General features: G+C 38.1%; 27 protein-coding genes. 7 read left to right on the top strand and 20 right to left on the bottom strand.

The genetic code is table 11. From position 1 onward, the window contains the following. Positions 1-20 precede the first annotated feature (20 nt). The 6 genes from CKV78_RS00415 to rhlB are packed head-to-tail and all read right to left on the bottom strand — an operon-like array spanning position 21 to position 6,127. A complete protein-coding gene (locus tag CKV78_RS00415; protein WP_032855674.1) occupies positions 21-905 on the bottom strand; it encodes a septal ring lytic transglycosylase RlpA family protein in 885 nt (294 codons plus the stop codon). A 43-nt stretch (positions 906-948) separates the two neighbouring features. Next, a complete protein-coding gene (gene rodA / locus CKV78_RS00410; RefSeq protein WP_005765164.1) occupies positions 949-2,064 on the bottom strand; it encodes a rod shape-determining protein RodA in 1,116 nt (371 codons plus the stop codon). Continuing rightward, on the bottom strand, positions 2,064-3,989 hold the full coding sequence (gene mrdA / locus CKV78_RS00405; protein ID WP_005765162.1) for a penicillin-binding protein 2: 1,926 nt from the start codon (positions 3,987-3,989) through the stop codon (positions 2,064-2,066). Before mrdA ends, rodA begins: the two co-directional genes overlap by 1 nt. 1 nt (position 3,990) lies before the next feature. Further along, entirely contained in the window at positions 3,991-4,458 is a 468-nt protein-coding gene (rlmH, locus tag CKV78_RS00400) for a 23S rRNA (pseudouridine(1915)-N(3))-methyltransferase RlmH (protein WP_005765160.1), read from the bottom strand. Between the two features lie 27 nt (positions 4,459-4,485). Beyond that, positions 4,486-4,797, bottom strand: coding sequence for a ribosome silencing factor (gene rsfS / locus CKV78_RS00395; protein ID WP_005765158.1), 312 nt, complete (start codon positions 4,795-4,797; stop codon positions 4,486-4,488). A gap of 55 nt (positions 4,798-4,852) precedes the next feature. Then, complete coding sequence (gene rhlB, locus CKV78_RS00390) at positions 4,853-6,127, bottom strand: ATP-dependent RNA helicase RhlB (RefSeq protein ID WP_032855673.1); 1,275 nt, start codon at positions 6,125-6,127, stop codon at positions 4,853-4,855. Positions 6,128-6,340: 213 nt separating this feature from the next. Between rhlB and rho the strand changes: the two genes are divergently transcribed. Beyond that, positions 6,341-7,603: a transcription termination factor Rho gene (rho, locus tag CKV78_RS00385; protein WP_005765155.1), complete on the top strand. Its 1,263-nt coding sequence runs from the start codon at positions 6,341-6,343 to the stop codon at positions 7,601-7,603. A gap of 136 nt (positions 7,604-7,739) precedes the next feature. Here rho and CKV78_RS00380 read toward each other — a convergent pair whose 3' ends face one another. The 8 genes from CKV78_RS00380 to yceD form a co-directional block, all read right to left on the bottom strand. Continuing rightward, complete coding sequence (locus tag CKV78_RS00380) at positions 7,740-9,080, bottom strand: anaerobic C4-dicarboxylate transporter (RefSeq protein ID WP_005765152.1); 1,341 nt, start codon at positions 9,078-9,080, stop codon at positions 7,740-7,742. Positions 9,081-9,305: 225 nt separating this feature from the next. Further along, entirely contained in the window at positions 9,306-9,536 is a 231-nt protein-coding gene (gene acpP, locus CKV78_RS00375; protein ID WP_005725021.1) for an acyl carrier protein, read from the bottom strand. Between the two features lie 257 nt (positions 9,537-9,793). After that, positions 9,794-10,522 carry a 3-oxoacyl-ACP reductase FabG gene (gene fabG, locus CKV78_RS00370; RefSeq protein WP_005765150.1) on the bottom strand — a complete coding sequence of 243 codons (729 nt, stop codon included), beginning with the start codon at positions 10,520-10,522 and terminating at the stop codon, positions 9,794-9,796. A 22-nt stretch (positions 10,523-10,544) separates the two neighbouring features. Continuing rightward, on the bottom strand, positions 10,545-11,483 hold the full coding sequence (gene fabD / locus CKV78_RS00365; RefSeq protein WP_005765148.1) for an ACP S-malonyltransferase: 939 nt from the start codon (positions 11,481-11,483) through the stop codon (positions 10,545-10,547). Between the two features lie 66 nt (positions 11,484-11,549). Then, a complete protein-coding gene (locus tag CKV78_RS00360) occupies positions 11,550-12,503 on the bottom strand; it encodes a beta-ketoacyl-ACP synthase III (RefSeq protein WP_005765146.1) in 954 nt (317 codons plus the stop codon). Positions 12,504-12,578: 75 nt separating this feature from the next. Next, positions 12,579-13,601: a phosphate acyltransferase PlsX gene (plsX, locus tag CKV78_RS00355; RefSeq protein WP_032855672.1), complete on the bottom strand. Its 1,023-nt coding sequence runs from the start codon at positions 13,599-13,601 to the stop codon at positions 12,579-12,581. Between the two features lie 29 nt (positions 13,602-13,630). After that, a complete protein-coding gene (gene rpmF, locus CKV78_RS00350) occupies positions 13,631-13,801 on the bottom strand; it encodes a 50S ribosomal protein L32 (RefSeq protein WP_005765142.1) in 171 nt (56 codons plus the stop codon). 17 nt (positions 13,802-13,818) lie between these two features. Next, entirely contained in the window at positions 13,819-14,343 is a 525-nt protein-coding gene (gene yceD / locus CKV78_RS00345; RefSeq protein WP_005765140.1) for a 23S rRNA accumulation protein YceD, read from the bottom strand. A 286-nt stretch (positions 14,344-14,629) separates the two neighbouring features. Between yceD and CKV78_RS00340 the strand changes: the two genes are divergently transcribed. The 5 genes from CKV78_RS00340 (at position 14,630) to oppF (ending at position 20,232) form a co-directional block, all read left to right on the top strand. Continuing rightward, positions 14,630-16,276, top strand: coding sequence for an ABC transporter substrate-binding protein (locus CKV78_RS00340; RefSeq protein WP_005765138.1), 1,647 nt, complete (start codon positions 14,630-14,632; stop codon positions 16,274-16,276). A 96-nt stretch (positions 16,277-16,372) separates the two neighbouring features. Continuing rightward, a complete protein-coding gene (gene oppB / locus CKV78_RS00335) occupies positions 16,373-17,293 on the top strand; it encodes an oligopeptide ABC transporter permease OppB (RefSeq protein ID WP_005765136.1) in 921 nt (306 codons plus the stop codon). A 27-nt stretch (positions 17,294-17,320) separates the two neighbouring features. Next, the gene (gene oppC, locus CKV78_RS00330; RefSeq protein ID WP_005765134.1) at positions 17,321-18,232 is read left to right on the top strand and encodes an oligopeptide ABC transporter permease OppC; all 912 of its coding nucleotides are present in this window, start codon (positions 17,321-17,323) and stop codon (positions 18,230-18,232) included. 21 nt (positions 18,233-18,253) lie between these two features. Further along, entirely contained in the window at positions 18,254-19,243 is a 990-nt protein-coding gene (gene oppD, locus CKV78_RS00325) for an ABC transporter ATP-binding protein (protein ID WP_005765132.1), read from the top strand. Next, positions 19,243-20,232: a murein tripeptide/oligopeptide ABC transporter ATP binding protein OppF gene (gene oppF / locus CKV78_RS00320; RefSeq protein ID WP_005765130.1), complete on the top strand. Its 990-nt coding sequence runs from the start codon at positions 19,243-19,245 to the stop codon at positions 20,230-20,232. Before oppD ends, oppF begins: the two co-directional genes overlap by 1 nt. Positions 20,233-20,343: 111 nt before the next feature. Here the strand turns inward: oppF and CKV78_RS00315 are convergent, their stop codons facing one another. The 6 genes from CKV78_RS00315 to bioA form a co-directional block, all read right to left on the bottom strand. Further along, positions 20,344-21,102 (bottom strand): carbonic anhydrase, encoded by a 759-nt coding sequence (locus CKV78_RS00315; RefSeq protein WP_005765128.1) that lies wholly within the window; start codon positions 21,100-21,102, stop codon positions 20,344-20,346. 136 nt (positions 21,103-21,238) lie between these two features. Next, the gene (bioD, locus tag CKV78_RS00310; RefSeq protein WP_005765126.1) at positions 21,239-21,883 is read right to left on the bottom strand and encodes a dethiobiotin synthase; all 645 of its coding nucleotides are present in this window, start codon (positions 21,881-21,883) and stop codon (positions 21,239-21,241) included. Positions 21,884-21,903: 20 nt separating this feature from the next. Further along, the gene (gene bioC / locus CKV78_RS00305; RefSeq protein WP_032855671.1) at positions 21,904-22,659 is read right to left on the bottom strand and encodes a malonyl-ACP O-methyltransferase BioC; all 756 of its coding nucleotides are present in this window, start codon (positions 22,657-22,659) and stop codon (positions 21,904-21,906) included. A 2-nt stretch (positions 22,660-22,661) separates the two neighbouring features. Continuing rightward, positions 22,662-23,309, bottom strand: coding sequence for a pimeloyl-ACP methyl esterase BioG family protein (locus CKV78_RS00300; RefSeq protein WP_005765122.1), 648 nt, complete (start codon positions 23,307-23,309; stop codon positions 22,662-22,664). Next, on the bottom strand, positions 23,306-24,469 hold the full coding sequence (gene bioF / locus CKV78_RS00295) for an 8-amino-7-oxononanoate synthase (protein WP_005765120.1): 1,164 nt from the start codon (positions 24,467-24,469) through the stop codon (positions 23,306-23,308). Before bioF ends, CKV78_RS00300 begins: the two co-directional genes overlap by 4 nt. Next, positions 24,462-25,769, bottom strand: a complete 1,308-nt coding sequence (gene bioA, locus CKV78_RS00290; protein ID WP_005765118.1) for an adenosylmethionine--8-amino-7-oxononanoate transaminase — start codon at positions 25,767-25,769, stop codon at positions 24,462-24,464. The genes bioF and bioA overlap by 8 nt, the downstream gene beginning before the upstream one ends. A 152-nt stretch (positions 25,770-25,921) precedes the next feature. On the opposite strand from bioA, the gene asd reads away from it, so the two are divergent. Continuing rightward, positions 25,922-26,809 carry an archaetidylserine decarboxylase gene (gene asd, locus CKV78_RS00285; protein WP_005765116.1) on the top strand — a complete coding sequence of 296 codons (888 nt, stop codon included), beginning with the start codon at positions 25,922-25,924 and terminating at the stop codon, positions 26,807-26,809.

Below are 26,809 nucleotides of genomic sequence, written 5' to 3'. Positions count from 1 at the left end.
TATCCTAAAATCGAATAGGGTTAATTATCAAATGAGTACACAATTACTGGTTTTGAATAGTTCATATTACGTAATTGTGTTTTTAATTCATCCACTTCACGTTTCTCTTTAAAAGGACCGAAGTAAATATCGTATTTCTTACCATTTTGCTTAATTTCAGCAATCAAATTTTTGTGTTCTAATTTGGCAATTAAATTTTCAGCTTGCTTCTTTGAGCCAACACTCATCGCACGTAATTGGTATTGTGTACTTGCAATCGCTTTCTTATTTTTACTGTCAGTCTTTTCTGTATATTTATCGTCAGTATCTCTGGTGTCAGCATCCTTAAAGGTAATTAGCCTTGCTCGAGCATCATCGGTTTTCGCCATTTTAGCTAATGTATTCGTAGCAGGACCTGAAATTTTACCCTGCCGATTCACGTGTAATGCTTCAACACGTACTTTCGATAATCCACTGCCAATAGCCCCAATTTCACCTGCTGCTGCCCGAGATAAATCAATAATTCGCCCTTTGATGAACGGACCACGATCATTAATACGGACTATCACCTTACGATTGTTACGTAAATTTGTTACTAAAGCATAAGAATTTAATGGTAATGTTTTATGTGCGGCAGTATAGAGATTTTCATTATAAATCTCACCATTCGCCGTTTTACGACCATTAAATTTTTTATGATAAAAACTTGCGATACCTTCACGCGAATAATTTTTTGCTTTATCTGTTGGGGTTGTGGAATATGTCACCCCTTTCACTACATAAGTATCCGCTTGCTTATAATGTGTCTGATAAGCCAATTTGGGCCCCTTGACCCCATAAAGCTTCTTTGTTTCCGCCAGAGAAAACCCTGCAAAAGACAACATCAAAAGTGCGGACAATAATTTAAAGATTTTTTGTATCTTCATAAGAGTTACCATTTTTTAACCATAAACTAAGATACCCAAAATACTAATTAGTTCCCTTTAAGAAGTGCTCTTTATGAGTATGGATCGACATAATTAAGCCAAATCCTGCCATTAACGTGACAAAAGAAGTGCCTCCATAACTAAACAATGGTAACGGTACACCGACAACAGGCAAGATTCCACTCACCATACCAATATTAACAAAGACATATACAAAAAAAATCAATGTAATTGCACCTACAAGAATACGCCCGAATGCTGTTTGGGCATTAACGCCAATCATCAAGCCACGCGCAACAATAAAAAGGTAAATAGCCATTAGAATAATAAAACCAATCATTCCATATTCTTCACTGAGGACAGCAAAAATAAAGTCAGTATGTGGTTCAGGCAAAAATTCAAGCTGGGACTGAGTACCTTCCATCCAACCTTTTCCCGACATACCGCCAGAACCAATAGCAATTTTTGATTGCAAAATATGATAGCCTGCACCTAAGGGATCCTTTTCAGGATCAAGTAAAGTCAAAACTCGAGTCCGTTGATAATCATGCATTAAATAAAACCACATAATCGGAATAAATCCCGCTAGAGCGACTACTGCGATTAAGATAAGCCACCAACTCATCCCTGCTAAAAAGACCACAAACAACCCTGATGCACTAACTAAAATCGATGTTCCTAAATCAGGCTGAATTGCCACTAATAATGTGGGTACTAAAATAAGAACAAGAGCAATAAAAGTGTGAGTGAGTTTAGGAGGAATATGGCGTTGTCCTAAATAAACCGCTACCATTAATGGCACAGCTAACTTCACAATTTCAGAGGGTTGAAAACGAAAGATCCCTAAATCTAACCAGCGTTGAGCACCTTTACTTGTGATTCCAATTGCATCCACTAAAATCAATAGTACGATCCCTAAACCAAATAGCAAAGGGGCAATACGTTGATAAAACTTAGGTGGGAATTGCGCCATTACAAACATAACAGTAAAACCTAAACACACCTGAATAATACGGCTACGAAACATACTTTCGTTACCACCAGATGCACTATATAACACAATCAAACCATAAGCAGAAATCACCACTAAGCCCAAAAATAACCAAAAATCAATGTGCAATTTGCGCCATAATGATAGCCAAATGTTTTTTTCTTGCATTATTCGGTGACCTCATCTTGTATCACTTCAGGTTGATTATTTAATTGCGGTAAGCGTTTGTTCAAGTAGTAATCCATAATTTGACGAACCACTGGTGCTGCGGCACTTGAGCCACCACCCGCATTTTCTAAAATAATCGACACTACCATTTTAGGTTCTTCATAAGGTGCATAAGCCATAAACCAAGCGTGATCGTGTAACTCTTTTTTAAGACCACTTGCATCGTAGTTTTGGTTTTCTTTTAAACTAAACACCTGTGCAGTGCCTGATTTGCCTGCGGCACGATAACTTGCACCAACAAAGGCTTTACGCCCCGTTCCATTTGACGAATTAATCACATTATACATACCCCGTTTTGCGGCCTCCCAAAAGGCTTGCTTGGGTGTAGTAATATCTTCATATAGCAACGGATCTTGATAAGGTTCTAAAGTTTTCCCTTCAATAAACTTCATTAAATGGGGTGTATTGACTCTACCATTATTCACTAATATGCTTGTAGCCTTTGCAACTTGCAACGGTGTGGCAATCCAATAACCTTGCCCAATCCCAACTGAAATAGTGTCCCCTTGTAGCCACGATTTTTTATGGCGTTTCTGTTTCCATTCTCGGCTAGGCATAATCCCAGCAGTTTCTTCTTGGATATCAATGCCTGTTGGCACACCAAAACCAAATTTCTTCATCCACTCAGATAAGCGATCAATCCCCAAATTATAGGCTGTTTGATAAAAATACGTATCTGAAGACTCTACAATAGCTTTGTTTAAGTCGGTATAACCATGACCTGAGCGTTTCCAGTCGCGAAAACGTTTAGTGGAATTTGGCAAAATCCAATAGCCTGGGTCAAAAATTGTCATATTTTGGGTAATAATCCCTTCTTGCAATGCACCTACAGCAACAAAAGGTTTCACTGTCGACGCTGGCGGATAAGCTCCCTGTGTCACACGACTGTATAAAGGACGATTTGGGTCATTAAGTAGACGGCGATAATCAGTTCCCGAAATACCATCTACAAACAGATTATTGTCATAACTTGGGGTAGAAACCATCGCTAAAATACTGTTATCTTTCGGATCCAATACAACCACTGCACCTTTTTGATTACCTAATAAATCAGTGATATAACGTTGGAGTTCTAAATCAATGGTTAAGTGAATACTTTTCCCTGCAATGGCAGGTTGCTCACGCAATTTACGAATCACTTTACCACGGTTATTAATTTCAACTTCTTCAAAACCTGTGGTGCCATGCAATTGTGATTCATAATAACGCTCAATGCCAAGTTTACCGATATCGTGTGTACCCGCATAATTCGCATATTTATCTTCTTTTTTCAGGCGCTCAACATCTTTATCATTAATTTTAGCTACATAACCTAAAATATGAGTTAACGGCTCACCATACAAATAGTGACGCTTAAAATAGGGTTTCACCTCAAGGCTAGCAAACTTGTATTGATTCACCGAAAAACGTGCAATTTGCTCTTCCGTTAAGTTCGGTTTCAATAAAATAGAAGTGTAGCGAGAAGAACGTCTGCGCTCTTTTTTGAAAGCTTCAATATCTTCTTCTGTTAAACCGACAAGCTCTTTCAACTCATTAAAAGTACGGTCTAAATTTTCTACTTTTTCAGGTACGATATATAGCCCAAAGAACGTCAAATTTTCTGCTAATAATTGACCATTGCGATCGTAGATCAAGCCACGAGTTGGCGGTAACGGCAATAATTTAATGCGATTACCATTTGAACGAGTTTGATAGGTTTCGTAATTTAAAATCTGTAAATGATATAAATTGGTCGTCAAAATTGCTGTCAGCACCAATACGCCAATAAAAGACAACAAAGCACGACGCACAAATAAATTGCGTTCTGACTTTTTATCCCTAATCACTTCGTGCTGTGGTTGTGAAAGCAATTTCTTTATATTCATATCACTCTCGATGATAAGGGTGGTTTGTGGTCACTGACCAAGCACGATACAAACTTTCAGCAACAATCACTCGTACCAATGGATGTGGCAGGGTCAAGGGAGATAAGGACCAACTTTGCTCTGCTGCTGCTTTGCATTCTGGTGATAAACCTTCAGGCCCACCAATCAATAAGCAAACATCACGTCCGTCATTTTTCCAAACTTCTAATTGTTGTGCCAATTGCTCTGTACGCCAAGGTTTACCAGGAATATCTAATGTCACAATGCGGTTTTTACCACAAGCAGCTAACATTGTTCTACCTTCTTGCTCTAAAATACGTTTAATATCCGCATTTTTACCACGTTTCCCTGCTGGGATCTCAATCAACTCAAAAGGCATTTCTTTGGGAAAACGACGTTGGTATTCCTCAAAACCTGCCGTCACCCAAGTAGGCATTTTTGTACCAACTGCAATTAACTGAATTTTCACCGCACTTTTTCCTAAAATTCGGCTAAACTAGCCCCAAAGCTTCTCAAGTTGATACATTTCACGGCTTTCCCGTTGCATAATATGCACGATCGCTTGACCAAGATCGACTACAATCCAATCTGCAGTATCTTTCCCTTCATCACCAAAGGTTTCGTAACCGGCTTGCTTACATTCGGTAATTAAATTCTGTGCAAGTGATGATACGTGACGGCTAGAATTCCCAGTGCAAATCACCATATCATCTGTAATTGGCGACTTACCACGCACATCTAAACGTAAAATTTCAGTAGCTTTTAAATCATCTAATTTATCAATAATAAAATCGACTAATGTACTCAAAATCTTGTTTCCTTCATTTTAAAAAGTCGCAAATTCTACCACGACTTAACGTTGCTTAAAAGTGACGCTTTACGCTTCTTTTATTAGCAAAAGTGCGGTCATTTTTTGAATGATTTCTCATTGCTGTATGCGTAGCACGTTTTAATCGATGTGGTTTTGGTAATTCAAGTAATGCTTTCGCATCATATTGGCTCACTGGAATACTATGCGCAATATAGTTTTCAATCGCAGGTAAATTCATTGCATACTCTTCGCACGCAAAGCTGATCGACACTCCACTTTCTCCTGCTCTTCCTGTGCGTCCAATACGATGAACATAATCTTCACAATCATCAGGCAAGTCATAGTTAAATACATGTGTTACATCAGAAATATGTAAACCACGTGCTGCCACGTCTGTCGCGACTAAAATATCTAAATCACCATCCGTAAACTGCTTCAATAATGAAAGGCGTTTTTTCTGTGCTACATCTCCCGTCAATAATCCTACTCGATGCCCATCTGCAGACAAATAACCCCAAATTTCTTCACATCGGTGTTTTGTATTGGCAAAAACAATGCAACGCTCTGGCCATTCTTCCTCCAGTAAAGTCAGTAATAATGCCATTTTGTCTTGATTAGACGGATAAAATAATTCTTCTTTAATTCGGTGACCTGTTTTTTGTAATGGTTCAATTTCCACATACTCAGGATCATTCATATCTTCAAATGCAAGTTCACGCACTTTATATGACAACGTTGCAGAAAACAGCATTGTCAAACGAGCTTCTGGTGCAGGACATTTACGTAATAAATAACGAATATCTTTGATAAATCCCAGATCAAACATTCGATCCGCTTCATCAAGCACTACTACTTGAATTTGATCTAAACAGATAATGCCTTGTTTAACATAATCAATCACACGACCCGTTGTACCAATTAAAATATCTACACCTTTTTCAATAGTTTTTAGTTGTTTTTCATAACCATCACCGCCATAAGCAAGCCCTGTTTTTAAGTTTGTTGCTTTACTGAGCAACTCCGCATCATTGTTAATTTGAACAGCTAATTCTCTGGTTGGTGCTAAAATTAATGCTCGCGGTTGTGAAGTGTTTTTTTCAGATTGATGAGTTAATAAATGGTGAAAAGTAGCAGTTAAAAATGCCATCGTCTTGCCAGTCCCAGTTTGAGCCTGACCCGCAATATCTTTTCCAGCTAATGAAATTGGCAATGAGAGTGCTTGAATAGGTGTACAATATTCGAAACCTTTCCTTTCCAATGCACTTAATACCTTGGAATTTAAGGGTAAATCGGAAAATCGGAGTTGCGATAAATAATTATTTTGCATAAAAAGAATGAATCTCTGGGAAAAAAATTGTACTAAGAATAGCACGAAGTACACAAATCCCCAAAAATTGCCCACACATTTTCATTTTTTTACAAAAAAAACCTTTCAAAAACTAGACACTGATAGGTTTTAGTGATAATTTACGCACATTCTAAATATTCATATTTTTCATTCTATTATTTCTTTTATCAAATCAAACAACCCTCAAAAATTATGCATCTTACAGAACTAAAAAATAGACCAGTTTCCGAACTCGTGGAACTCGGCGAAGGTCAAATGGGCTTAGAAAATTTAGCTCGTTTACGTAAACAGGATATTGTTTTTGCTATTTTAAAACAACACGCGAAAAGCGGTGAAGATATTTTTGGAGGCGGCGTTTTAGAAATTTTACCAGATGGTTTTGGTTTCTTACGCTCAGCAGACAGTTCATACCTTGCGGGTCCTGATGATATTTATGTTTCTCCAAGTCAAATCCGTCGTTTCAACTTACAAACCGGTGATAAAATTGAAGGTAAAATTCGCCCACCCAAAGAAGGTGAACGTTATTTTGCATTATTGAAAGTTGATCAAGTTAACGACGATAGACCGGAAGTTTCACGTAGTAAAATCCTTTTCGAAAACTTAACCCCTCTTCACGCCAATTCACGTTTAAGAATGGAGCGTGGTAATGGCTCAACTGAAGATTTAACAGCACGTATTCTTGATTTAGCATCACCGATCGGTAAAGGTCAACGTGGTTTGATTGTAGCCCCCCCGAAAGCGGGTAAAACTATGTTGCTACAAAATATCGCACAAAGCATTACTCACAACTACCCTGAATGTGAATTGATAGTGTTATTAATTGATGAACGTCCAGAAGAAGTAACTGAAATGCAACGTTCAGTAAAAGGTGAAGTGATTGCTTCTACATTCGATGAACCAGCCACTCGCCACGTTCAAGTTGCAGAAATGGTAATCGAAAAAGCAAAACGTTCAGTTGAACATAAAAAAGACGTTGTGATCTTACTTGACTCCATCACGCGTTTAGCTCGTGCGTACAATACGGTAACACCTGCATCAGGTAAAATCCTTTCAGGTGGTGTGGATGCAAACGCCTTACATCGTCCAAAACGTTTCTTCGGTGCGGCACGTAACGTAGAAGAAGGCGGTAGTTTAACAATCATCGCAACCGCACTTGTCGATACCGGTTCAAAAATGGATGAAGTTATCTTTGAAGAGTTTAAAGGTACAGGTAATATGGAATTACATCTTTCTCGTAAAATTGCAGAAAGACGTGTCTTCCCAGCAATCGACTTCAGCCGTTCTGGTACACGTAAAGAAGACTTACTCACAACACCAGACGAATTGCAAAAAATGTGGATTTTACGCAAGATCCTTAACCCAATGGGTGAGGTGGAAGCGATGGAATTCCTTATCGATAAACTTATGGTGGCAAAAACCAATGATGAGTTCTTCGAAATTATGAAACGTTCATAAGACCAAAACAAAAAATAAAAAAGCCGCAACTATGTGGCTTTTTTATTACTAACAAGATGAATCCAATAAACAAAAAAGTGCGGTCCAATTTTTAATATTTTTGACCGCACTTTTTATTCATATCAAAATTTAGATGTTATGCAATCACCACATTTGCAATAGCAACACCCACTAAACATGCTGTTGTTACACCAATTAAACCAGGTAACATAAAGCTGTGGTTAAAGTAGAATTTACCGATCTTCGTTGTACCTGTTACGTCAAAGTTCACAGTGGCAATATCTGATGGGTAGTTAGGAATGAAGAAGTATGCATAAGTTGCAGGCATTAAACCAACTAATAATGGTGCAGGTAAGCCTAATTCAAGACCAACTGGTAACATCATAACGGCCGTTGCTGCCTGACTATTAATTACCACTGACACCGCAAATAAGGCAAGTGCAAATGTCCAAGGATAATGTCTTACCATTGAGGTGATTCCTTCTCTAAATTCAGGCATCGCAAATTTAAAATAAGTATCACTCATCCATGCGATACCAAAAATCGCAATCGCAGCTACCATACCTGATTTGAACACCACACCATTTGGCACAATTTGTGGGTTAGTTTTTGTGACAAGTAAAATAATACCACCAAAACAAAGCATCATCATTTGAATGATTAATGACATTGAAATAGGTTTAACTTTCTCACCTACACCTATAGTACGGATTTCTGGCAACATCGCGATAATAACAATTACAGCTAAAGATAATAAGAATAAATACACAGATTGTTTCGCAGCTGGTGGTAATTCTTCATTCAATGTAGTATTTGTGGTACTTAGAATACGCTCACGCCAAATTGGATCTTGTAAACGGCGTTGATACTCTGGATCATCCTCTAACTCTTTACCACGACGCATACTGTATAGTGCTAATGCAATTGTTCCTGCAAAAGTTGCTGGTACAGTTACACCAATAATATTGAGTAATGAAATATGTTCAAAACCAGGCAGTTCAACAATTTTACCTAAATAGAAAACCACTGCAGCAGAAAGAGGACTTGAAGTAATCGCTAATTGTGATGCAACAGAAGATGCCGCCATTGGACGCTCAGGACGAATTTTATTTTTTAATGCAACGTCACCAATGATTGGCATAATTGAATAAACTGAGTGACCCGTACCCAGCATAAATGTCATTAAATAAGTTACAATCGGTCCAAGTAAAGTAATACGTTTTGGATTACTACGTAAAATACGCTCTGCGATTTGTAGCATAAATTTCAAACCACCAGCTGCCTCAAGAATAGATGCACAAGTCACAACAGAAAGGATGATTAACATCACATCGACAGGGGCTTTACCAACTGGCATACGGAAAATAAACACCTCAATAGCTAATCCAATACCAGATACAACCCCTAAGCCAATGCCACCAAAACGGCTACCTATATATAGCATCAGTAGCAAAAATAAAAACTCTAAATAAAGCATAATTATACCTCTAAAATGTTATATAAAACTGTTGGTAATAATACTGTATTTATGTTTATAAACAATCGTTTTAGCTTGCATTTTAAGCAAATTTTATAGGAATTAAACAATTCTTTAGTTTAAATCAAAAAATAGAAAATAAAGTAGGGAAAATGATAAGAAAGGGGAAAAAGAAAAACAAAAAGAGAAAAAATTTAGGCGATGATTTCATCGCCTAAATAAAAATTATTGATTGTTTTGAACGTAATCAATCGCAGATTGAACTGTTGTGATTTTTTCAGCTTCTTCATCTGGAATTTCAATATCAAATTCTTCTTCTAAAGCCATTACTAATTCAACTGTATCTAAAGAATCCGCACCTAAATCTTCAACGAAAGACGCTTCAGGTTTTACTTCGTCTTCTTTAACGCCTAATTGTTCAACGATGATTTTTTTTACGCGTTCTTCAATGCTCATTTGTTTCTTCCTATAGTTTAGTTTTTTCGCTCACTGCGACGAGTTAATTAGTGTATGTATTTTTTCTTAACTTACAACGCTTTTTATTGCTGGTCAAACCTCAAAATCAAGCAAAAACACATACTGTGAAAATATAGTTACGTTACTTCATTTACGCTTAAAGTGGCGTAACCAAGTTACATTGCATTCGGGATTTTATCACTAAGCTCTAATTTTGGCTATGATTTTTATCCCATTAATATTTTTTATATCACCAATTAATTGGTATACATACCGCCATTTACGTGTAAGGTTGTACCCGTAATATAAGCTGCATCATCAGATGCTAAGAATACAACCGCTTTTGCGATATCTTTCGGTTCCCCCAAACGACCTGCTGGCACTTGCGATAAAATGCCTGCTTTTTGATCTTCAGTTAAGACATCTGTCATATCTGTTGCAATAAAGCCTGGTGCAACAACATTCACAGTAATACCACGTGATGCCACTTCTTTAGCAAGTGCTTTGCTGAAACCAATAACACCCGCTTTAGCCGCACAATAGTTAGCTTGACCTGGGTTCCCCATTGAGCCAACTACAGAACCAATTGTGATAATACGACCAAAGCGTTTTTTCATCATCGAACGTAACATCGCTTTTGATAAATGATATACCGATGTTAAGTTAGTTTGCATAATATCAAACCACTCTTCATCTTTCATACGCATTAAAAGATTATCACGAGTAATACCTGCGTTGTTCACTAAAATATCAATATCACCAAAATCTGCTTTGATTTTGTCTAATGTTGCTTCGATTGAGGCAAGATCTGTCACATTTAATACAAGACCTTTCCCTTTTTCGCCTAAATAAGCGGAGATACTTTCTGCACCTTTCTCAGATGTCGCAGTACCAATAACAAAAGCACCTTTTGCACTTAATTCTTCTGCAATCGCGCGACCAATACCACGCGTTGCCCCCGTTACTAACGCAATTTTACCTTGCATTGAATATCCCCTTTTGAATGAGTTAAGCTAATACTTCTTCAACTGCATTTAATGATGTAAGATCATTTACTGCAGCTGCTTGTAAATCTGCAACTATACGTTTTGTTAAACCCGTCAATACTTTATTTGGACCGATTTCTACTAAGACCTCTATCCCATCTTTTGCCATTGCCTCGACTGTTTCAGTCCAACGTACTGGGCTGTAAAGTTGACGTACAAGTGCAGTGCGAATTTGTGTACTTTCGGTTTCAGTTTTAACATCTACGTTATTGATAACCAATGTATTCGGTGCTTTGACTGCGATATTGTCTAAAGAAACTGCTAATTGATCCGCTGCGGGTTTCATTAATGCACAATGTGAAGGCACACTCACAGCTAATGGTAATGCGCGTTTTGCACCAGCTTCTTTACAGGCTACCGCTGCACGTTCAACTGCTGCTTTAGCACCAGCAATCACCACCTGCCCTGGAGAGTTAAAGTTCACCGCAGAAACAACCTCTCCTTTCTCAGCATCGACACAAGCTTTAATAATCGATTCGTTATCTAAACCAATAATTGCATACATTGCACCTGTACCCTCTGGCACAGCCTGTTGCATTAATTTACCTCGTAATTCCACTAATTTAATCGCATCTTGGAAATCAAGCACATCTGCGCACACTAATGCTGAATATTCGCCTAAACTGTGACCTGCCATTACGGATGGTTTTAATTGTGGATATTTTTGTTGCCATACACGATAAATTGCTACCGAAGCTGCTAAAAGCGCAGGTTGAGTCTGCCAAGTTTTATTTAATTCTTCCGCAGGACCTTGTTGTACAAGTTGCCATAAATCATAACCTAATACATCAGATGCTTGTTTGAAAGTTTCTTCTACAATTGCATATTCAGTCGCTAATTCAGCAAGCATACCTACTGCTTGAGAACCTTGACCGGGAAAAACCATTGCGAATTTTTTCATCTTCTTTTCCTTATTCTTTAAAACTTTGTAAAAATCAACCGCACTTTATATGGGGTAATTCTATTATTAAAACCTAACTAACGCAGATCCCCAAGTCAGACCACCACCAAATGCTTCTAATAACAACAGTTGACCACGTTTAATACGTCCATCACGAACAGCTTCATCTAATGCACTTGGGATACTTCCTGCCGAGGTATTACCGTGACGATCAAGCGTCACCACCACTTGTGACATATCCATATCTAATTTTTTCGCTGTCGCTGAAATAATACGCAAATTCGCTTGGTGAGGGACTAACCAATCAATATCTTTCTTATCTAACTGATTTGCTTCTAAAGTTTCTTCTACCACATTAGCAAGCTCACGCACCGCAATTTTAAAAGTAGCATTGCCTTGCATTTCAAGATAGGCCGGATCGCTTTCAATACCACGTGCTTGATTTGCTAACGTTAATACATCTGCATTTTCACCTGTTGCGTGTAAATGTGTCGAAATAATGCCAGGCTCATTAGTGCTTTCTAAAATCACAGCACCAGCACCGTCACCAAATAAAATAATTGTGCCACGATCTTCTGGATTTAATGCACGAGAAAAAAGATCTGCACCAATCACTAAAGCTTTTTTCACTTTACCCGTACGAATAAATTGATCTGCAACAGTCAATGCGTAAACGAAACCAGAGCAAGCAGCAGCGACATCAAACGCAATCGCATCTTTAATATCAAGCATTTTTTGAATCTGGCAAGCGGCACTTGGAAATGCATATGTTGAACTAGTCGTTGCAACCACGATCAAATCAATCTCATTGACATCAATAGGAGACATTTCTAAGCATTTTTTAGCAGCCTGAAATCCCATAGTTGCCACAGTTTCGTTTACATCAGCAATACGACGTTCTTTAATACCCGTACGCTCAGAAATCCACTCATCGGAAGTTTCCACCATTTTCTCTAAATCAGCATTGGTACGAATATTTTTCGGTAAATAACTACCTGTCGATAAGATTTTACTATACATAATAAATCTCGTTAAAAAGGCAGCGAACTCGCTACTTTAAATTAATGATAAATTTTGTTTTATTATATGACTGGTCTATTGATATTTTTCTAGACCCACTAAAATTTTATTAGGAATTTGCTGACGAACCTGAAATGCCGCATCAGCAATTGCGTAAGAAAACGCTTCAATATTTGCACTACCGTGGCTTTTTACCACGACAGAAGTCAATCCAATTAAAGATGCGCCATTGTATTCATCGGGATTAATACGCTTCAAGCGTAAATAGCTGTCTTTAAAGATATGAGTTAATAACCATGAAAAGACAGGTTTTAGTAAACTATTCTTAGATTTCCCTTTCAATAAAGAAATAACATTTTTCGCAGCACCTTCTAAGGTTTTCAGTGCTACATTACCAGCAAATCCATCACTCACAATCACATCTGCTTTTCCATTTAAGAGAAAGTTACCCTCAATAAAGCCTACATAGTTAAGTGCGGTATCTTTTTCTAATAAACTTGCAGCATCTCGAATTGACTTATGTCCCTTAATATCTTCACTACCAATATTTAAAAGTGCCACTCTAGGATAGACTAAATTCAAGATATTTTCAGCAAAAATAGCTCCCATTAATGCAAATTGATAGAGATTCTCTGCATCACAATCAATGTTTGCACCAAGATCCAGCATCACACTTTTTTCACCCTCGACCGTTGGGATCACTGAAATTAATGCTGGTCGTTGAATACCTTGTAAAGGTTGCAATAAAATCTTTGATAAGCCCATCAATGCTGCAGTATTCCCACCACTTAAACAACCTTGAGCATCTCCTTTTTGCACTGCTTCAATCGCAAGACGCATAGATGTGCCTTTACTATGACGCAAAGCATAAGAAATACCGTGTTCATTATTAATTGTACGTGAACAATGACAGATCGTAAGACGTTCTTTTATTGGATAAGGCGTGTTTTCTAAGAGTGGTAGAATTTGCTGGCTATCGCCAAATAATAACAAGGAAAGCATTGGATCTTTTTCCAACGCAATGAGGGATGCGGGGATAGTAATACGGGGACCAATGTCCCCGCCCATCACATCTAACGCAAGGGTTAGACGACTCAAGTGATTACCTTTTCTAAAGAATTTAGAAATTATTTGTTAATCACTTTACGACCACGATAGTAACCGTCAGCAGTTACATGGTGACGCAAATGAGTTTCACCAGTCGCTTTCTCAATTGATACAGCAGCGGTGGTTAGAGCATCGTGTGAACGACGCATATCACGACGTGAACGAGATTTTTTGTTTTGTTGAACAGCCATTGGCTATACTCCTAAATTTACTTTTGCTTTAAACTAGCTAATACAGCGAACGGGTTCGGTTTTTTTGCCAGCTCCTCGGGCAATTCGCCAAAAACCTGTTCAGCCACGGACACTTCACAGTGTTCAGATGAATGCAATGGCACAATCGGAAGACTTAAAATTAATTCGTCCTCAATAGTACCAAGTAAATCTATTTCACCAAACTCATCAAATTCGATTGGCTCATAAATTTCTGGCAATACATCGGCTTGATCCAAATTAGCCACTGGACTATAACAAAATGTACAATCAAGGGGTTGTATAAAAGGTTGACCGCAACGCTGACAAATTAGTTCAACATCAACGCTGGCCTGCCCCTTCATTACTACTAATTTTTGTGGATCAATAAAAAACGATAATCTAACCTGTGCATCGCTGAGCACTTTACTCACTGACTCAGTAAGACGTTCTAGCTGCTTGGTTGCATAATAGCCATCATAATCCAACCGGCGCTGAGCATCTTTAACAGGGTCAACAGTTAGGGGTAATTTTACCTTTTGCATAGGGCGTGAATATTACCTTTTGGGAAGAAAATAGTCAAAGGAAATTATCATTTTTACGGGAATTCCCTTCAAACCACCATAAACACTCTTTTTTTACAAGGATTTTCTTTGATATTATCGCCACTTATTGCTGAGAAAAAAAGCAAATTTGTGAATAAAACAACAAAGTGCGGTGAGATTTTATCATTTTTTTCTAAATTAGCTCACAAATCATACGCCATATACTTTACAGCCTTGTTTTTTTGATTTATTAATAAAGTTCTTTACCCATAACAGAGGAAGGGCTATGACAAACACAATGAAAAAAACATTCCTTAGTGTTGCATTAACAAGCACATTAACACTGTTCGCGACACAATCACTTGCTGCCAATGTACCAGCTGGTACTGAATTAGCCGAAAAACAAGAATTACGTTGGAATATTGGTTCAAATCCAACATCATTAGACCCCCACAAAATTGAGGGTACTCCAGAAAGTTTCGCTTCTCGTCAATTATTTGAAACACTGGTAATTTCTGATGCAGAAGGTCATATCATTCCTGGTGCAGCAGTAAAATGGGAACACAGCCCAGATTTCAAAAAATGGACATTCCATCTCCGTCCTGAAGCCAAATGGTCAAATGGTGAACCGGTTACTGCTGAAGACTTCGTGTTCTCTTTTCAACGTTTAGCAGATCCGAAAACCGCTTCGCCTTATTCAAGCTATTTAAAATATTTGAAACTCCTCAACGCTGAGGATGTTGTTGCAGGTAAAAAACCTGTCACAGAACTCGGGGTAAAAGCGCTTGACTCTCACACATTAGAATTAACTTTATCTGCAAGCGTACCTTACGCAGATAAATTAAGTGAACACTATGTATTAGCGCCAGTAAACAAAAAATTGGTTGAACAATTTGGTGATAAATGGACTGATGTGAAAAACATTGTAGGTAACGGTGCATTTAAAGTAGCAAACTGGACCATTAACGAAAAATTAGAGTTAGTGCCAAACTCTCATTACTGGGATCACGCAAAAACCGTATTAACTAACGTTACTTTATACCCAATCGAATCAGAAAATACAGACGTAGCACGCTACCGCGCAGGTGATTTAGACATCACTAACCACGCATTACCAGTTGAGTTATTTACCAAACTGAAAAAAGAATATCCAAACGAAGTCTATACACCGGCTTCACTTTGTACTTATTTATACGAAATCAACCACAAGAAAGCACCATTTGATGATGTGCGTGTAAGAAAAGCACTTACAATGTCCATTGATCGCGATATTATTACAGGTAAAGTGACAGCTCAAGGTCAAACACCGGCATATAGCTTCACTCCACCATATATCAACGGCGGTGAAAAAATCCAAAAACCAGACTGGGCTGAATTATCCCAAGCAGATCGCAACAAAAAAGCGATTGAATTATTGAAAGAAGCTGGCTTCGATAAAAGTAACCCACTAAATTTCACCTTATTATATAACACTTCTGAAAACCATAAAAAAATTGCACTTGCGGCAAGTTCATTATGGCAGAAAAACTTAGGTGGTTTAGTGAAAGTATCATTAGAAAACCAAGAATGGAAAACTTACTTAGATACACGCCATCAAGGTAACTACCAAGTGACCCGAGCAGGTTGGTGTGCTGACTATAATGAAGCAAGTACTTTCTTAAACTACTTCTTATCAACCAGTAGTAACAACACTGCATTTTATAAAAGCGCAGAGTTTGACAAACTTCTTGCTGAAACCTACTTATCGGAAACCGACGAAAAACGTGCGGAAATTTATGCGAAGTTAGAGGCTCAATTAGCATCAGACGCTGCATTAGTACCGGTGTACTACTATGTTGATCCTCGTATGGTTAAACCTTATGTTAAAGGTTTCCCAATCAACCACCCTGGTAAAAATGTCTACTTAAAAGATGTTTATTTAATTAAACATTAATTTTTATACTTTAATTAGTGCGGTCAAAACTTAGCAAGAACCGACCGCACTTTTCTTATTTTCGCAGCTTGCGATGTTTGGATTGGATTATCTTGTATGTTTAAATTAATTCTTCGTCGTCTTTTACAGGCAATTCCAACACTTTTTATTTTAATTACTATCTCATTCTTTATGATGCGGTTAGCACCGGGTAGCCCATTTACTAGTGAGAAAAATTACCCTGCTGAAGTAATTGCCAACATTGAAGCAAAATATCATCTAAATGAACCGCTCTATAAACAATATGTCATTTATTTGAAAGATCTCGCTCACGGTGATTTTGGCCCATCTTTTAAATATAAAGACTATACTGTAAATCAACTTGTTTCTTCCGCCTTCCCGGTTTCTTTCAAATTGGGGATTTCTGCCTTTTTAATTGCTCTCACACTAGGAGTAAGTGCAGGCACCATAGCTGCACTCAATCAAAATAAGTGGCTAGATTACTTCATAATGACCTTTGCGATGACAGGGGTGGTTATTCCAAGCTTCGTTGTTGCACCGTTACTCGTATTAGTATTTTCCATCTCATTACAATGGCTACCTTCAGGTGGCTGGGAAGGCGGTGCATTTAAGTTTATGTTAATGCCAATGATTGCTCTTTGTTTATCTTACATTGCAAGTATTGCACGTATTACACGTGGTTCAATGATTGAAGTGCTGCATTCTAACTTTATTCGTACTGCAAAAGCCAAAGGCTTACCAATGCGCCGTATCTTATTGAAACACGCATTACGCCCTGCATTATTACCCGTGATTTCTTATATGGGACCTGCATTCGTAGGCATCATTACAGGCTCAATGGTGATTGAAAGTATTTTTGGTATCCCCGGTATTGGGCAACTTTTCGTTAATGGAGCATTGAATCGTGACTACTCACTGGTATTAAGTTTAACGATTTTAGTCGGTGCTTTAACGATCGCTTTCAATGCAATCGTTGATATTTTATACGCCGTTATTGACCCAAAAATCCGTTATTAATTTGCAGTTTTGACAGGAATCACAATAATGTTAAACAATAAAAAAGATACTGAGCTACTTGAAACAGTAACAGAAAAACTGGATAGCATTGAAGGTCGTAGTTTATGGCAAGATGCTCGCCGTCGCTTTTTCCATAATAAAGCAGCATTAGCAAGTTTATTTATTCTCTTTTGTATCAGCCTTTTCGTGATTTTTGCGCCAATGCTGGTACCTTATCCCTACGATGAGTTAGACTTTAGCGCCATTTCAACCGCACCAGAATGGGAAACAATGCATTATTTCGGGACTGATGCCTCTGGTCGTGATTTGCTTGTACGTGTGGCAATCGGCGGACGTATTTCATTATTAGTAGGTATTGCTGGTGCACTAATCGCAGTTTTAGCCGGTACCTTATATGGAGCTACCTCTGGCTATATTGGCGGTAAAGTGGATACTTTTATGATGCGTTTCCTTGAAATCCTCAACTCATTTCCCTTTATGTTCTTCGTCATCTTGTTGGTGACTTTCTTCGGTCGCAATATTTTCCTCATCTTCGTGGCGATTGGGATGGTATCTTGGCTTGATATGGCAAGGATTGTACGTGGTCAGACATTGAGCTTGAAACAAAAAGAATTCATTGAAGCTGCTATCGTATGTGGCGTTTCTTCTCGCCAAATTGTATGGCGTCATATCGTCCCGAATGTACTTGGTGTAGTGGTAGTTTATGCCTCTTTACTTGTACCGGGTATGATCTTATTTGAATCATTTTTAAGTTTCTTAGGCTTGGGTACACAAGAGCCACTCAGTAGCTGGGGTGGATTATTAAATGATGGTGCAAAATCAATGGAAGCAGCGCCTTGGTTATTAGTTTTCCCTGCTTTATTCTTAGTTATTACGCTATTTTGTTTTAACTTTATTGGTGACGGTTTGCGTGATGCGCTAGACCCGAAAGATCGCTAATACAAGCTCTTGGAGAGAAAAATGACAACAAACGATTTACTACTCGATGTTCAAGACTTGCGCGTTACTTTTAAAACCCCAGATGGTGATGTAACTGCGGTCAATAATTTAACATTTTCATTAAAAGCAGGTGAAACTTTAGGGATTGTAGGTGAATCAGGATCAGGCAAATCACAAACTGCATTCGCCTTAATGGGTTTACTTGCAGATAACGGCCGCATTTCAGGTTCTGCAAAATTCAACGGTCAAGAAATCTTAAACTTACCAGAAACACAACTTAACCGCTTACGCGCAGAACAAATTGCGATGATCTTCCAAGATCCAATGACCTCTCTTAACCCTTATATGAAAATTGGTGAACAGTTAATGGAAGTACTGATTTTGCATAAAGGAATGGATCACAAAACAGCTTTTGAAGAATCAGTACGTATGCTTGATGCCGTAAAAATGCCAGAGTCTCGCAAGCGTATGAATATGTATCCACACGAATTCTCTGGTGGTATGCGCCAACGTGTAATGATTGCAATGGCACTACTTTGCCGCCCCAAATTATTAATTGCGGATGAACCGACAACAGCACTAGATGTAACAGTTCAAGCGCAAATTATGACATTATTAAATGAACTAAAACGTGAATTTAATACCGCAATTATTATGATTACTCATGATCTAGGTGTCGTTGCAGGCATCTGCGACAACGTATTGGTTATGTATGCGGGTCGTACGATGGAATACGGCACTGCTGAGCAAATTTTCTATACCCCAAGCCACCCATATTCAATCGGTTTAATTGGTGCAGTGCCACGTGTTGATGGACAAGAAGAAGAATTGATTACAATTCCCGGTAACCCACCTAACTTGTTACATTTACCAAGTGGTTGCCCGTTCCAACCACGTTGTATGCACGCAACTGAAAGTTGCTTAAAAGCACCAAGTTTAGATTTATTACCAGATCAACGTTTACGCGCTTGCTTTATCCCTGCTGAACAATTAATAAGAGGTAACGCATAATGAATGCAGAAAGAAAAGTGATTCTACAAGTCAGAGATTTAAGCGTACATTTCAAAATTAAAGATACCAAGTCATTACTATTTAGTAAGCATCAAACATTAAAAGCCGTAAATAATGTTTCTTTCGATTTATATGAAGGGGAAACCTTAGGTGTGGTCGGTGAATCAGGTTGTGGTAAATCTACCCTTGCACGTGCGATCACAGGCTTAGTGAACAGCTCTGGTGGTAACATTCTATGGTTAGGTAAAGATTTAACCAGACAAAATGCAAAAGAATGGAAAAATGTACGTAGTGACATTCAAATGATCTTTCAAGATCCCCTTGCATCACTCAATCCACGTATGACTATTGGGAGCATTATTGCAGAGCCACTGAAAATTTATCAACCACACTTAACCAATGATGAAGTGAAGGAAAAAGTGCGTGCGATGATGATGAAAGTGGGCTTATTACCAAATCTGATTAACCGCTACCCTCACGAGTTCTCTGGTGGTCAATGCCAACGTATTGGAATTGCACGCGCATTAATTGTTGAACCCAAATTGATTATCTGTGATGAACCTGTATCTGCTTTGGATGTATCAATCCAAGCACAAGTCGTTAACTTGCTAAAATCATTGCAACGTGAAATGGGATTATCATTAATTTTTATTGCGCACGATCTTGCGGTAGTTAAACACATTTCTGATCGCGTATTAGTAATGTATTTAGGCAATGCCGTCGAACTAGGTGATTATGAACAAGTATATCATGATACGAAACACCCTTATACAAAAGCCTTAATGTCTGCAGTACCAATTCCCGATCCTAAATTGGAACGCAATAAAAAAATCCAATTGCTTGAAGGCGATCTTCCTTCACCGATTAATCCACCATCAGGCTGTGTATTTAGAACACGCTGTCCACTAGCAGATCAACACTGCATTGCTGATAAGCCAATTCTAAAAGGGTACAATAATCATTTTGTTGCTTGTTTTAAAGCAAACTAATCCAAAAAACTAAACCGCACAAAAAAGTGCGGTTTGTTTTTTTGCGAGTTTAAAATTTAAAACTTCAGCAAAATTGACCGCACTTTATGCTTACAGTATGAGAAAAATTATCTATTCAACAATCACACGAGCATTAATTGGTTGAACAGGACGGTTGTTATTCCCTTTCATTACTGCAGAAAAAGCATCAACTTGTGATTGGCTCACTTTGTCATACTGTTTTAGTACTAACCAATTTACCCCTTCTGAACAAGGTGGTGTAGTTAATGAGCCACTGAAACGATAGTAATCTCGTTTTTCCGGAATAAGTGTAGATGGATCAAATGCAGTATCCGGAGTGTATTTCTCACCAGCTTTTTGTGGGAAGTTGCTCCAGATTGGTGATAAACGTTGGTTCTCATTCGATAACACATATAACACGCCTAACACAGCGAGATTGCCGTCTTTATCTGCATGTACGAAATGCGCTTCTAATGGGAAAGATTTTCCACGAATGTGATTCTCACTTGGCACATGGAAATGGAATTGTTTCAAAGTATAAGTGTTACCGCTCAAATGCATCATGTTATTTGCATCTTTGAAGTCCACTTGAATGGTGTGTCCATTGTTGACAATTTCAACATTAGACGGACGATAATCGATTTTAATTGGCGGTAATTTGCCATCGATCGTATTGACAATGTTAACCGGGGATTGGCTTTTACCCTCACCACAAATTGCAAATTTTGGTGAAAGTTGCGCCCAATGTTCTGGCGATTCATGACCAGTATAACCCCAATGACTATGTTTCTCCGGTTGCTTCATGGTTTGGCTGCACGCAGTTAATGCTAATGCCCCTAAAGTAATCGCAAAAATTTTGGTCATTTTCATTATGTGATTCCTTATTAAAGTTAAGACAAATAAATTGACAATACAACTTAACTCTCTTACATCTTAATAAGAGCATCTCCATCTTAGGAAAAAAGACACTCCATTTCAAGTGCCATTTTGCTTTTTTAGGTGAGTTTTACATTTCGATAAAATTAATTATTTCAAATTGTGTTTGAGGGTGATTCTTGGCTAAATATTGGCGTAAAAAAGCCTCTGTTTCTTGACTAATAATTTCATCTGTTTTTGGATGCAGATTATATATTACTGAATGAATTTTTATACTTTTGGAGTGAAGTATTTGTAAATTCAATAAGGTATGATTAATACTCCCTAACTTACCAGAAGTAACTAAAATCACAGGATATTGTTGTTCAGCAATATAGTCTAAAGTAGTTTTTTCCTCGTTATAGGGTACACATAAGCCACCAGCACCTTCTAACAGTACATAATCATATTTTTCACTTAAAAGTGCGGTGTATTTTTCGATTTTTTTGTCATCAATCTCACGCTGCTCTAATTTTGCAGCTAAATGCGGTGAACAAGGATAACTAAACACATAAGGGCAAGTCACCCCATTTCTATCTTCTTCAGTCAGATCAATCCCTTGTATTTTACGGTGAATCAATAAATCTTCAGCGATGCCCTGGCAACCTGTTTGGATTATTTTTTGAGTAATAACTCGCGCACCTTGTTGCATTAATTTTTTGGCATACCAACCTGTTACGATGCTTTTACCAATATCGGTATCAATACCTGTCACAAATAAAACAGTTGCTGTCATTTTTCTTCCTGTCAAGTTTGTTATTTTAAACGCGCTAATATGTATAATGGCGAATAAGTCAGCTCAATTTTTTGCTGCGAATTAGTGTAATTTTGCTGGTATTGTTGGCAGAATACTTGCAATTGGCCTTTTGTCCAACCTTGTTGTTGCGTAGCTGTAACACCTGTTTGTTTTAAGTGCTTTAGCACCGCCAAAGGATCTTCGAAATACAAGACAATTTCTGATTGCTCCAAAGTTAAAATCTCAAATTTAGGACTTAACCAGCCTTTCCAATCATCAATAGTTGGGTAGTTTAACCCTACACCAGTGAGAGTCTTAATCTGTTTTAAATTATTGGAAGTAAATGTACTGAACAATAAAAATCCATGCTTTTTTAACCATAAAGTACTCCGCTCTATAAACCCCGCTTTATCAGCAAACCACTGTACTACTGATGCACTAGCAATCAAATCATATTTTTTCTCAAATGAAAGCGTTTCCGCATCACCACAATGGAATTGAAAAGGTTTAGGTAGATATTCTTGCAAATGAGCCTGCATATCGCAGAGATCATTAAGCTCCCAATATTCTGCCTGCAAATATTGCATTAATAATTTCGTCAATCCGCCCGTGCCACAACCAATTTCTAACACATCAGCAAAATGTCTATGCTGTATTTGTGCTAATAAACTAATTAGCCGTTGATGAATCATTTGTTGAGCGGTTGCCTGTTGATCGTAATCCAACACTGCGGATGAAAAACGTCGCTTGATTAATCTTTTATCAATATGTTGCATAGTCACAGCCAACATTCTTGCCAATGAGAAAAGAGTGGAAACACTAAATGTTCACCTTCAATTTCGCAGATGGTACAACGCTCTTTCCAATAAGTTCTCTGATTTTGTACTGGGAAAATCTTATCCTTTGATGCCACAATGGCTTTTGTCCACTGGATCAAATCAGTGCGATGATCTTGCTGTAAAAAAGCATAAAGTGCGGTTAATTCTGCATGAATTTCGTCTAGGGTTGGACGTTGTGCCAACTGTTGATAATTATTTAATGCACTTTTAGAGCCACAAATACGCCGTTCAAATTTATGACGATTTTCCTCATTCAGACCATTTAACGTCCCGGTAAAAATCATTTCAGGAATGCCAAACTTATCGTGGCAAGGATTCCCTGTACCATTAATCGCAGTGGCTGATAACAAACGATAACCTTGCATTACACGCTCAGCGACCCAAACACCCATTGACCATGCAACTACACGAATGTGATGATAAACGGAAAAGTCAAAATCACAATTCAAATCTTGATAGTCATAGCAGATCAATAAATCGTAATTTTCTGGCAGAGAAAGATGTTCTACTACGCTCGGAGCTGTGCCCCAACCTGCAAAGTAAACAATTAGATTTTCTCCTGCGCGTCGAAGATATTCTGTTTTCATACGGCTAAATCCTGTAAACAAGCAATTAATTGATCCACCTCAGCGAGTTGCATATCTGCTGTAAGAGAAAAGCGAATGCGTGATGTGCCTTTAGGCACTGTTGGCGGACGGATAGGTAAGCAATAATACCCCTGCTGTTGCAAGTGTTGGGCTGTTTTGATAGTCAATTCATTATCACCAAGAATATAAGGTACGATACAACTTTCACTCGGCATTTTAGTATCAAAAATGTTCACAATTGCATTGCGTAAATACTGACTTAACATGGCAAGATGTGTTCGCTCTGCTTTTAAACTAGGCAATTGTTGGAACAAAAAATGGGTCCAAGCGATATTAAATGGCGGCAATGCAGTGGAAAAAATCAGCGATCGCATTTTATTAACAAAATAATCTTTGAGCACTTGATCACAAACCACATAAGCGCCCATTGAAGCCAATGCTTTGCCAAAAGTACCGACTAAAATATCAATCTCATCAATGCAACCTTGTTGTTCTGCGATACCTAAACCATTTTCACCATACACTCCGATAGCATGTGCTTCATCCACATACAACATCACTTGGCTAAATTGCTGTTTTAGTGCTACTAGCCTAGTCAGATCCACACAATCGCCGTCCATACTGAATACGCTTTCGGTCACAATGATAATACGCTCAAAAGAGCGGTGATTTTTTTGCAAAATTTGCTCGAGGTGTTCGTAATCATTATGGCGAAAACGTAAAAAATCACATTGTGCCAAACGAATGCCATCAATCATACTGGCATGCACTAGCTTATCTGCAATGATTAATGTTTTGTTATCTGACAATGCCGGTAAGATACCAATATTGGCGTGATATCCACTATTAAACAGTAACGCACTTTCTCGCCTAAAAGCTCTCGCCATTAGACTTTCAAGCTCATCATAAATTGGGAAAGAACCCGTCAATAAACGGGATGAGGAAGAAGTAAATGCAGGCAGCTGCTCTTGATACTGATTCAAAAAAGCGTGGCGCAATGCTTGATTATTAGCTAAGCCTAAATAATCATTAGAGGACATATTCAGCATTGTTTTTCCCTCTCGCTGAATAAATCGCCCTTGATGAATTAATTGAGGTAGCTGTCGAAATTGATTTTGCTCTTTTAAAGCATCTAAATGTCGCAGATAATTATCATGCATTGCCCGTTTCCTCTTGCAGATATTCTTGTTTCAGGCTGTTGATTGTACCTTGAATCAACTGAGAGAGTTGTGCAGATGAAATAATATAAGGTGGCATTAAATAGACTAATTTACCAAATGGGCGCACCCAAACGCCATTTTCAACAAAACGAGGCTGCAAACTTGCCATATTGACGGGCGATTTCATTTCAATGACTCCTATCGCCCCTAAAACACGCACTTCTGCAACACAATCTAATGCTTTTGCTTGTGCTAATTCTTGTTGCAATTGTTGCTCTATGCGCTGAATATTTTGCTGCCAAGGACTTTCTAATAACAATTTGATGCTTTCTGCCGCTATGGCACAAGCTAATGGATTTGCCATAAAAGTTGGACCGTGCATAAAGTATTTTGCCTCGCCAGAACAAATCGTTTCTGCCACCACTTGATTAGTTATAGTCGCAGATAAGGTGAGATAACCACCTGTTAGCGCTTTGCCAATGCACATAATATCTGGAATGATATTAGCATGTTCACAAGCGAATAATTTACCTGTTCTCCCAAATCCCGTGGCTATTTCATCAAAAATCAACAAAATGCCATATTCTTTACACAACGCTTTAGCTTGCACTAAATAATCTGGCGAATAGAAATACATTCCACCAGCACCTTGCACAATCGGCTCCAAAATCAAACCTGCAATTTCATGACTATGCTGTTCAAATAAATCTTTTAAAGGTTGTACCGCACTTTGTTGCCACGGTTCTCCAAATTTCACTCTCGGCTGCGGTAAAAAATACTGCATAGGTAAGCCTTTAGCAAACAGACTATGCATTCCAGTAACAGGATCACAGACTGACATTGCGTGCCAAGTATCACCATGATAACCCGAGCGAATTGTAGCGAATTTATGACGTTGAGTTTCGCCTTTTGCTTGCTGATATTGTACTGCCATTTTCATTGCTACTTCGACCGCTACCGATCCGCTGTCTGCAAAAAAGATTTTATCTAGACCTGAAGGTAAAATATTAACTAACTGTTGTGCAAGTTCAACCGCAGGTTGATGAGTAAATCCACCAAACATAATATGACTCATTTCATTGATCTGATGGATAGCTGCTTGGTTTAAACGAGGATGATTGTAACCATGAATTGCTGACCACCAAGAAGACATACCATCAATGAGTTTCTTGCCATTCTTTAATTGGATATATACGCCTTCTGCACGCTCTACCGCAAATAAAGGCATTGTTGAATTAACTGCCGCATAAGGATGCCAAATATGTTGCTGATCAAGTGCTAAAAGTTGTTGTTCGTCCATTACTTCACCTATGTTTTTCGCTACTATGTAATCTTGCGGTAATACTGCGTAAATTCACGCAAATACTTACATAAACGTAATAACTTGTTATAATCGCCGAGCATTTGGCTATTTAAGCCTGTTATTCTAACTTAAAAAGATGATTTATCACTATGAATATATTAGGAAAAAAAGAAAAAATGAGTTATTGGCAACGTATTAAAATTGCCTTTCAATATGTTATGCCACAACTTTATTTAACACAAATTGCCGGTTGGTTTGCCAAACAACAATGGGGAGTAGTAACGCATTTTGTGATTAAATTATTTGCAAAAAAATACAATGTGGATATGAGTGAAGCGGCAAAACCGAACTTTAATGATTATGCAAGCTTCAATGAATTCTTTATCCGACAATTAGCGGAAAATGCTCGTCCAATTAATCAAAATCCGACTGCGCTTTGCTTACCCGCGGATGGGCACATTAGCCAAATCGGTCATATCGACAATGATTTATTACTACAAGCTAAAGGTCATTATTTCAGCTTGAGCGATTTATTAGCAGGCGATGAAACATTAACAAATCAGTTCAAAAACGGTGAATTTGTCACGACTTACCTATCACCACGTGATTATCACAGGGTACATATCCCTTGTGATGCTATTTTACGCAAAATGATTTATGTACCAGGCGATTTATTCTCAGTCAATCCATTTTTAGCTGAGCACGTACCAAACTTATTTGCTCGCAATGAACGTGTAATCTGCGTATTTGATACTGAATTTGGTACGATGGTACAAATTTTAGTGGGTGCAACGATTACAGCAAGTATGAGTACTGTGTGGGCTGGCGTGATTAATCCACCTCGTCCAAATGAAATCACGACTTGGACTTACGAGGGGGAAAGTGCGGTCAAATTAATCAAGGGTCAAGAAATGGGCGCATTCCAATTAGGCTCTACAGTAATCAATTTATTTGAAAAAGATCGTGTGCAACTGGCGGATCATTTGCAAGTGGATAGCCCTGTGCGTATGGGTGAAATTCTTGCACATAAAAAATAA

Origin of the sequence: Pasteurella dagmatis (genome assembly GCF_900186835.1) — a bacterium.
Taxonomy (GTDB): Bacteria; Pseudomonadota; Gammaproteobacteria; order Enterobacterales; family Pasteurellaceae; genus Pasteurella; species Pasteurella dagmatis.
Note: the sequence above shows the minus strand (reverse complement) of the source record. Positions and strands in the feature narration are given on the sequence as shown.

Bases quoted from the DNA above. Each gene is read 5' to 3' on its own strand.
- CKV78_RS00415 (WP_032855674.1), bottom strand. From the start codon at position 905: ATGAAGATACAAAAAATCTTTAAATTATTGTCCGCACTTTTGATGTTG.
- rodA (WP_005765164.1), bottom strand. From the start codon at position 2,064: ATGCAAGAAAAAAACATTTGGCTATCATTATGGCGCAAATTGCACATT.
- mrdA (WP_005765162.1), bottom strand. From the start codon at position 3,989: ATGAATATAAAGAAATTGCTTTCACAACCACAGCACGAAGTGATTAGG.
- rhlB (WP_032855673.1), bottom strand. From the start codon at position 6,127: ATGCAAAATAATTATTTATCGCAACTCCGATTTTCCGATTTACCCTTA.
- rho (WP_005765155.1), top strand. From the start codon at position 6,341: ATGCATCTTACAGAACTAAAAAATAGACCAGTTTCCGAACTCGTGGAA.
- CKV78_RS00380 (WP_005765152.1), bottom strand. From the start codon at position 9,080: ATGCTTTATTTAGAGTTTTTATTTTTGCTACTGATGCTATATATAGGT.
- acpP (WP_005725021.1), bottom strand. From the start codon at position 9,536: ATGAGCATTGAAGAACGCGTAAAAAAAATCATCGTTGAACAATTAGGC.
- fabG (WP_005765150.1), bottom strand. From the start codon at position 10,522: ATGCAAGGTAAAATTGCGTTAGTAACGGGGGCAACGCGTGGTATTGGT.
- fabD (WP_005765148.1), bottom strand. From the start codon at position 11,483: ATGAAAAAATTCGCAATGGTTTTTCCCGGTCAAGGTTCTCAAGCAGTA.
- CKV78_RS00360 (WP_005765146.1), bottom strand. From the start codon at position 12,503: ATGTATAGTAAAATCTTATCGACAGGTAGTTATTTACCGAAAAATATT.
- rpmF (WP_005765142.1), bottom strand. From the start codon at position 13,801: ATGGCTGTTCAACAAAACAAAAAATCTCGTTCACGTCGTGATATGCGT.
- yceD (WP_005765140.1), bottom strand. From the start codon at position 14,343: ATGCAAAAGGTAAAATTACCCCTAACTGTTGACCCTGTTAAAGATGCT.
- CKV78_RS00340 (WP_005765138.1), top strand. From the start codon at position 14,630: ATGACAAACACAATGAAAAAAACATTCCTTAGTGTTGCATTAACAAGC.
- oppB (WP_005765136.1), top strand. From the start codon at position 16,373: ATGTTTAAATTAATTCTTCGTCGTCTTTTACAGGCAATTCCAACACTT.
- oppC (WP_005765134.1), top strand. From the start codon at position 17,321: ATGTTAAACAATAAAAAAGATACTGAGCTACTTGAAACAGTAACAGAA.
- oppD (WP_005765132.1), top strand. From the start codon at position 18,254: ATGACAACAAACGATTTACTACTCGATGTTCAAGACTTGCGCGTTACT.
- oppF (WP_005765130.1), top strand. From the start codon at position 19,243: ATGAATGCAGAAAGAAAAGTGATTCTACAAGTCAGAGATTTAAGCGTA.
- CKV78_RS00315 (WP_005765128.1), bottom strand. From the start codon at position 21,102: ATGAAAATGACCAAAATTTTTGCGATTACTTTAGGGGCATTAGCATTA.
- bioD (WP_005765126.1), bottom strand. From the start codon at position 21,883: ATGACAGCAACTGTTTTATTTGTGACAGGTATTGATACCGATATTGGT.
- bioC (WP_032855671.1), bottom strand. From the start codon at position 22,659: ATGCAACATATTGATAAAAGATTAATCAAGCGACGTTTTTCATCCGCA.
- CKV78_RS00300 (WP_005765122.1), bottom strand. From the start codon at position 23,309: ATGAAAACAGAATATCTTCGACGCGCAGGAGAAAATCTAATTGTTTAC.
- bioF (WP_005765120.1), bottom strand. From the start codon at position 24,469: ATGCATGATAATTATCTGCGACATTTAGATGCTTTAAAAGAGCAAAAT.
- bioA (WP_005765118.1), bottom strand. From the start codon at position 25,769: ATGGACGAACAACAACTTTTAGCACTTGATCAGCAACATATTTGGCAT.
- asd (WP_005765116.1), top strand. From the start codon at position 25,922: ATGAATATATTAGGAAAAAAAGAAAAAATGAGTTATTGGCAACGTATT.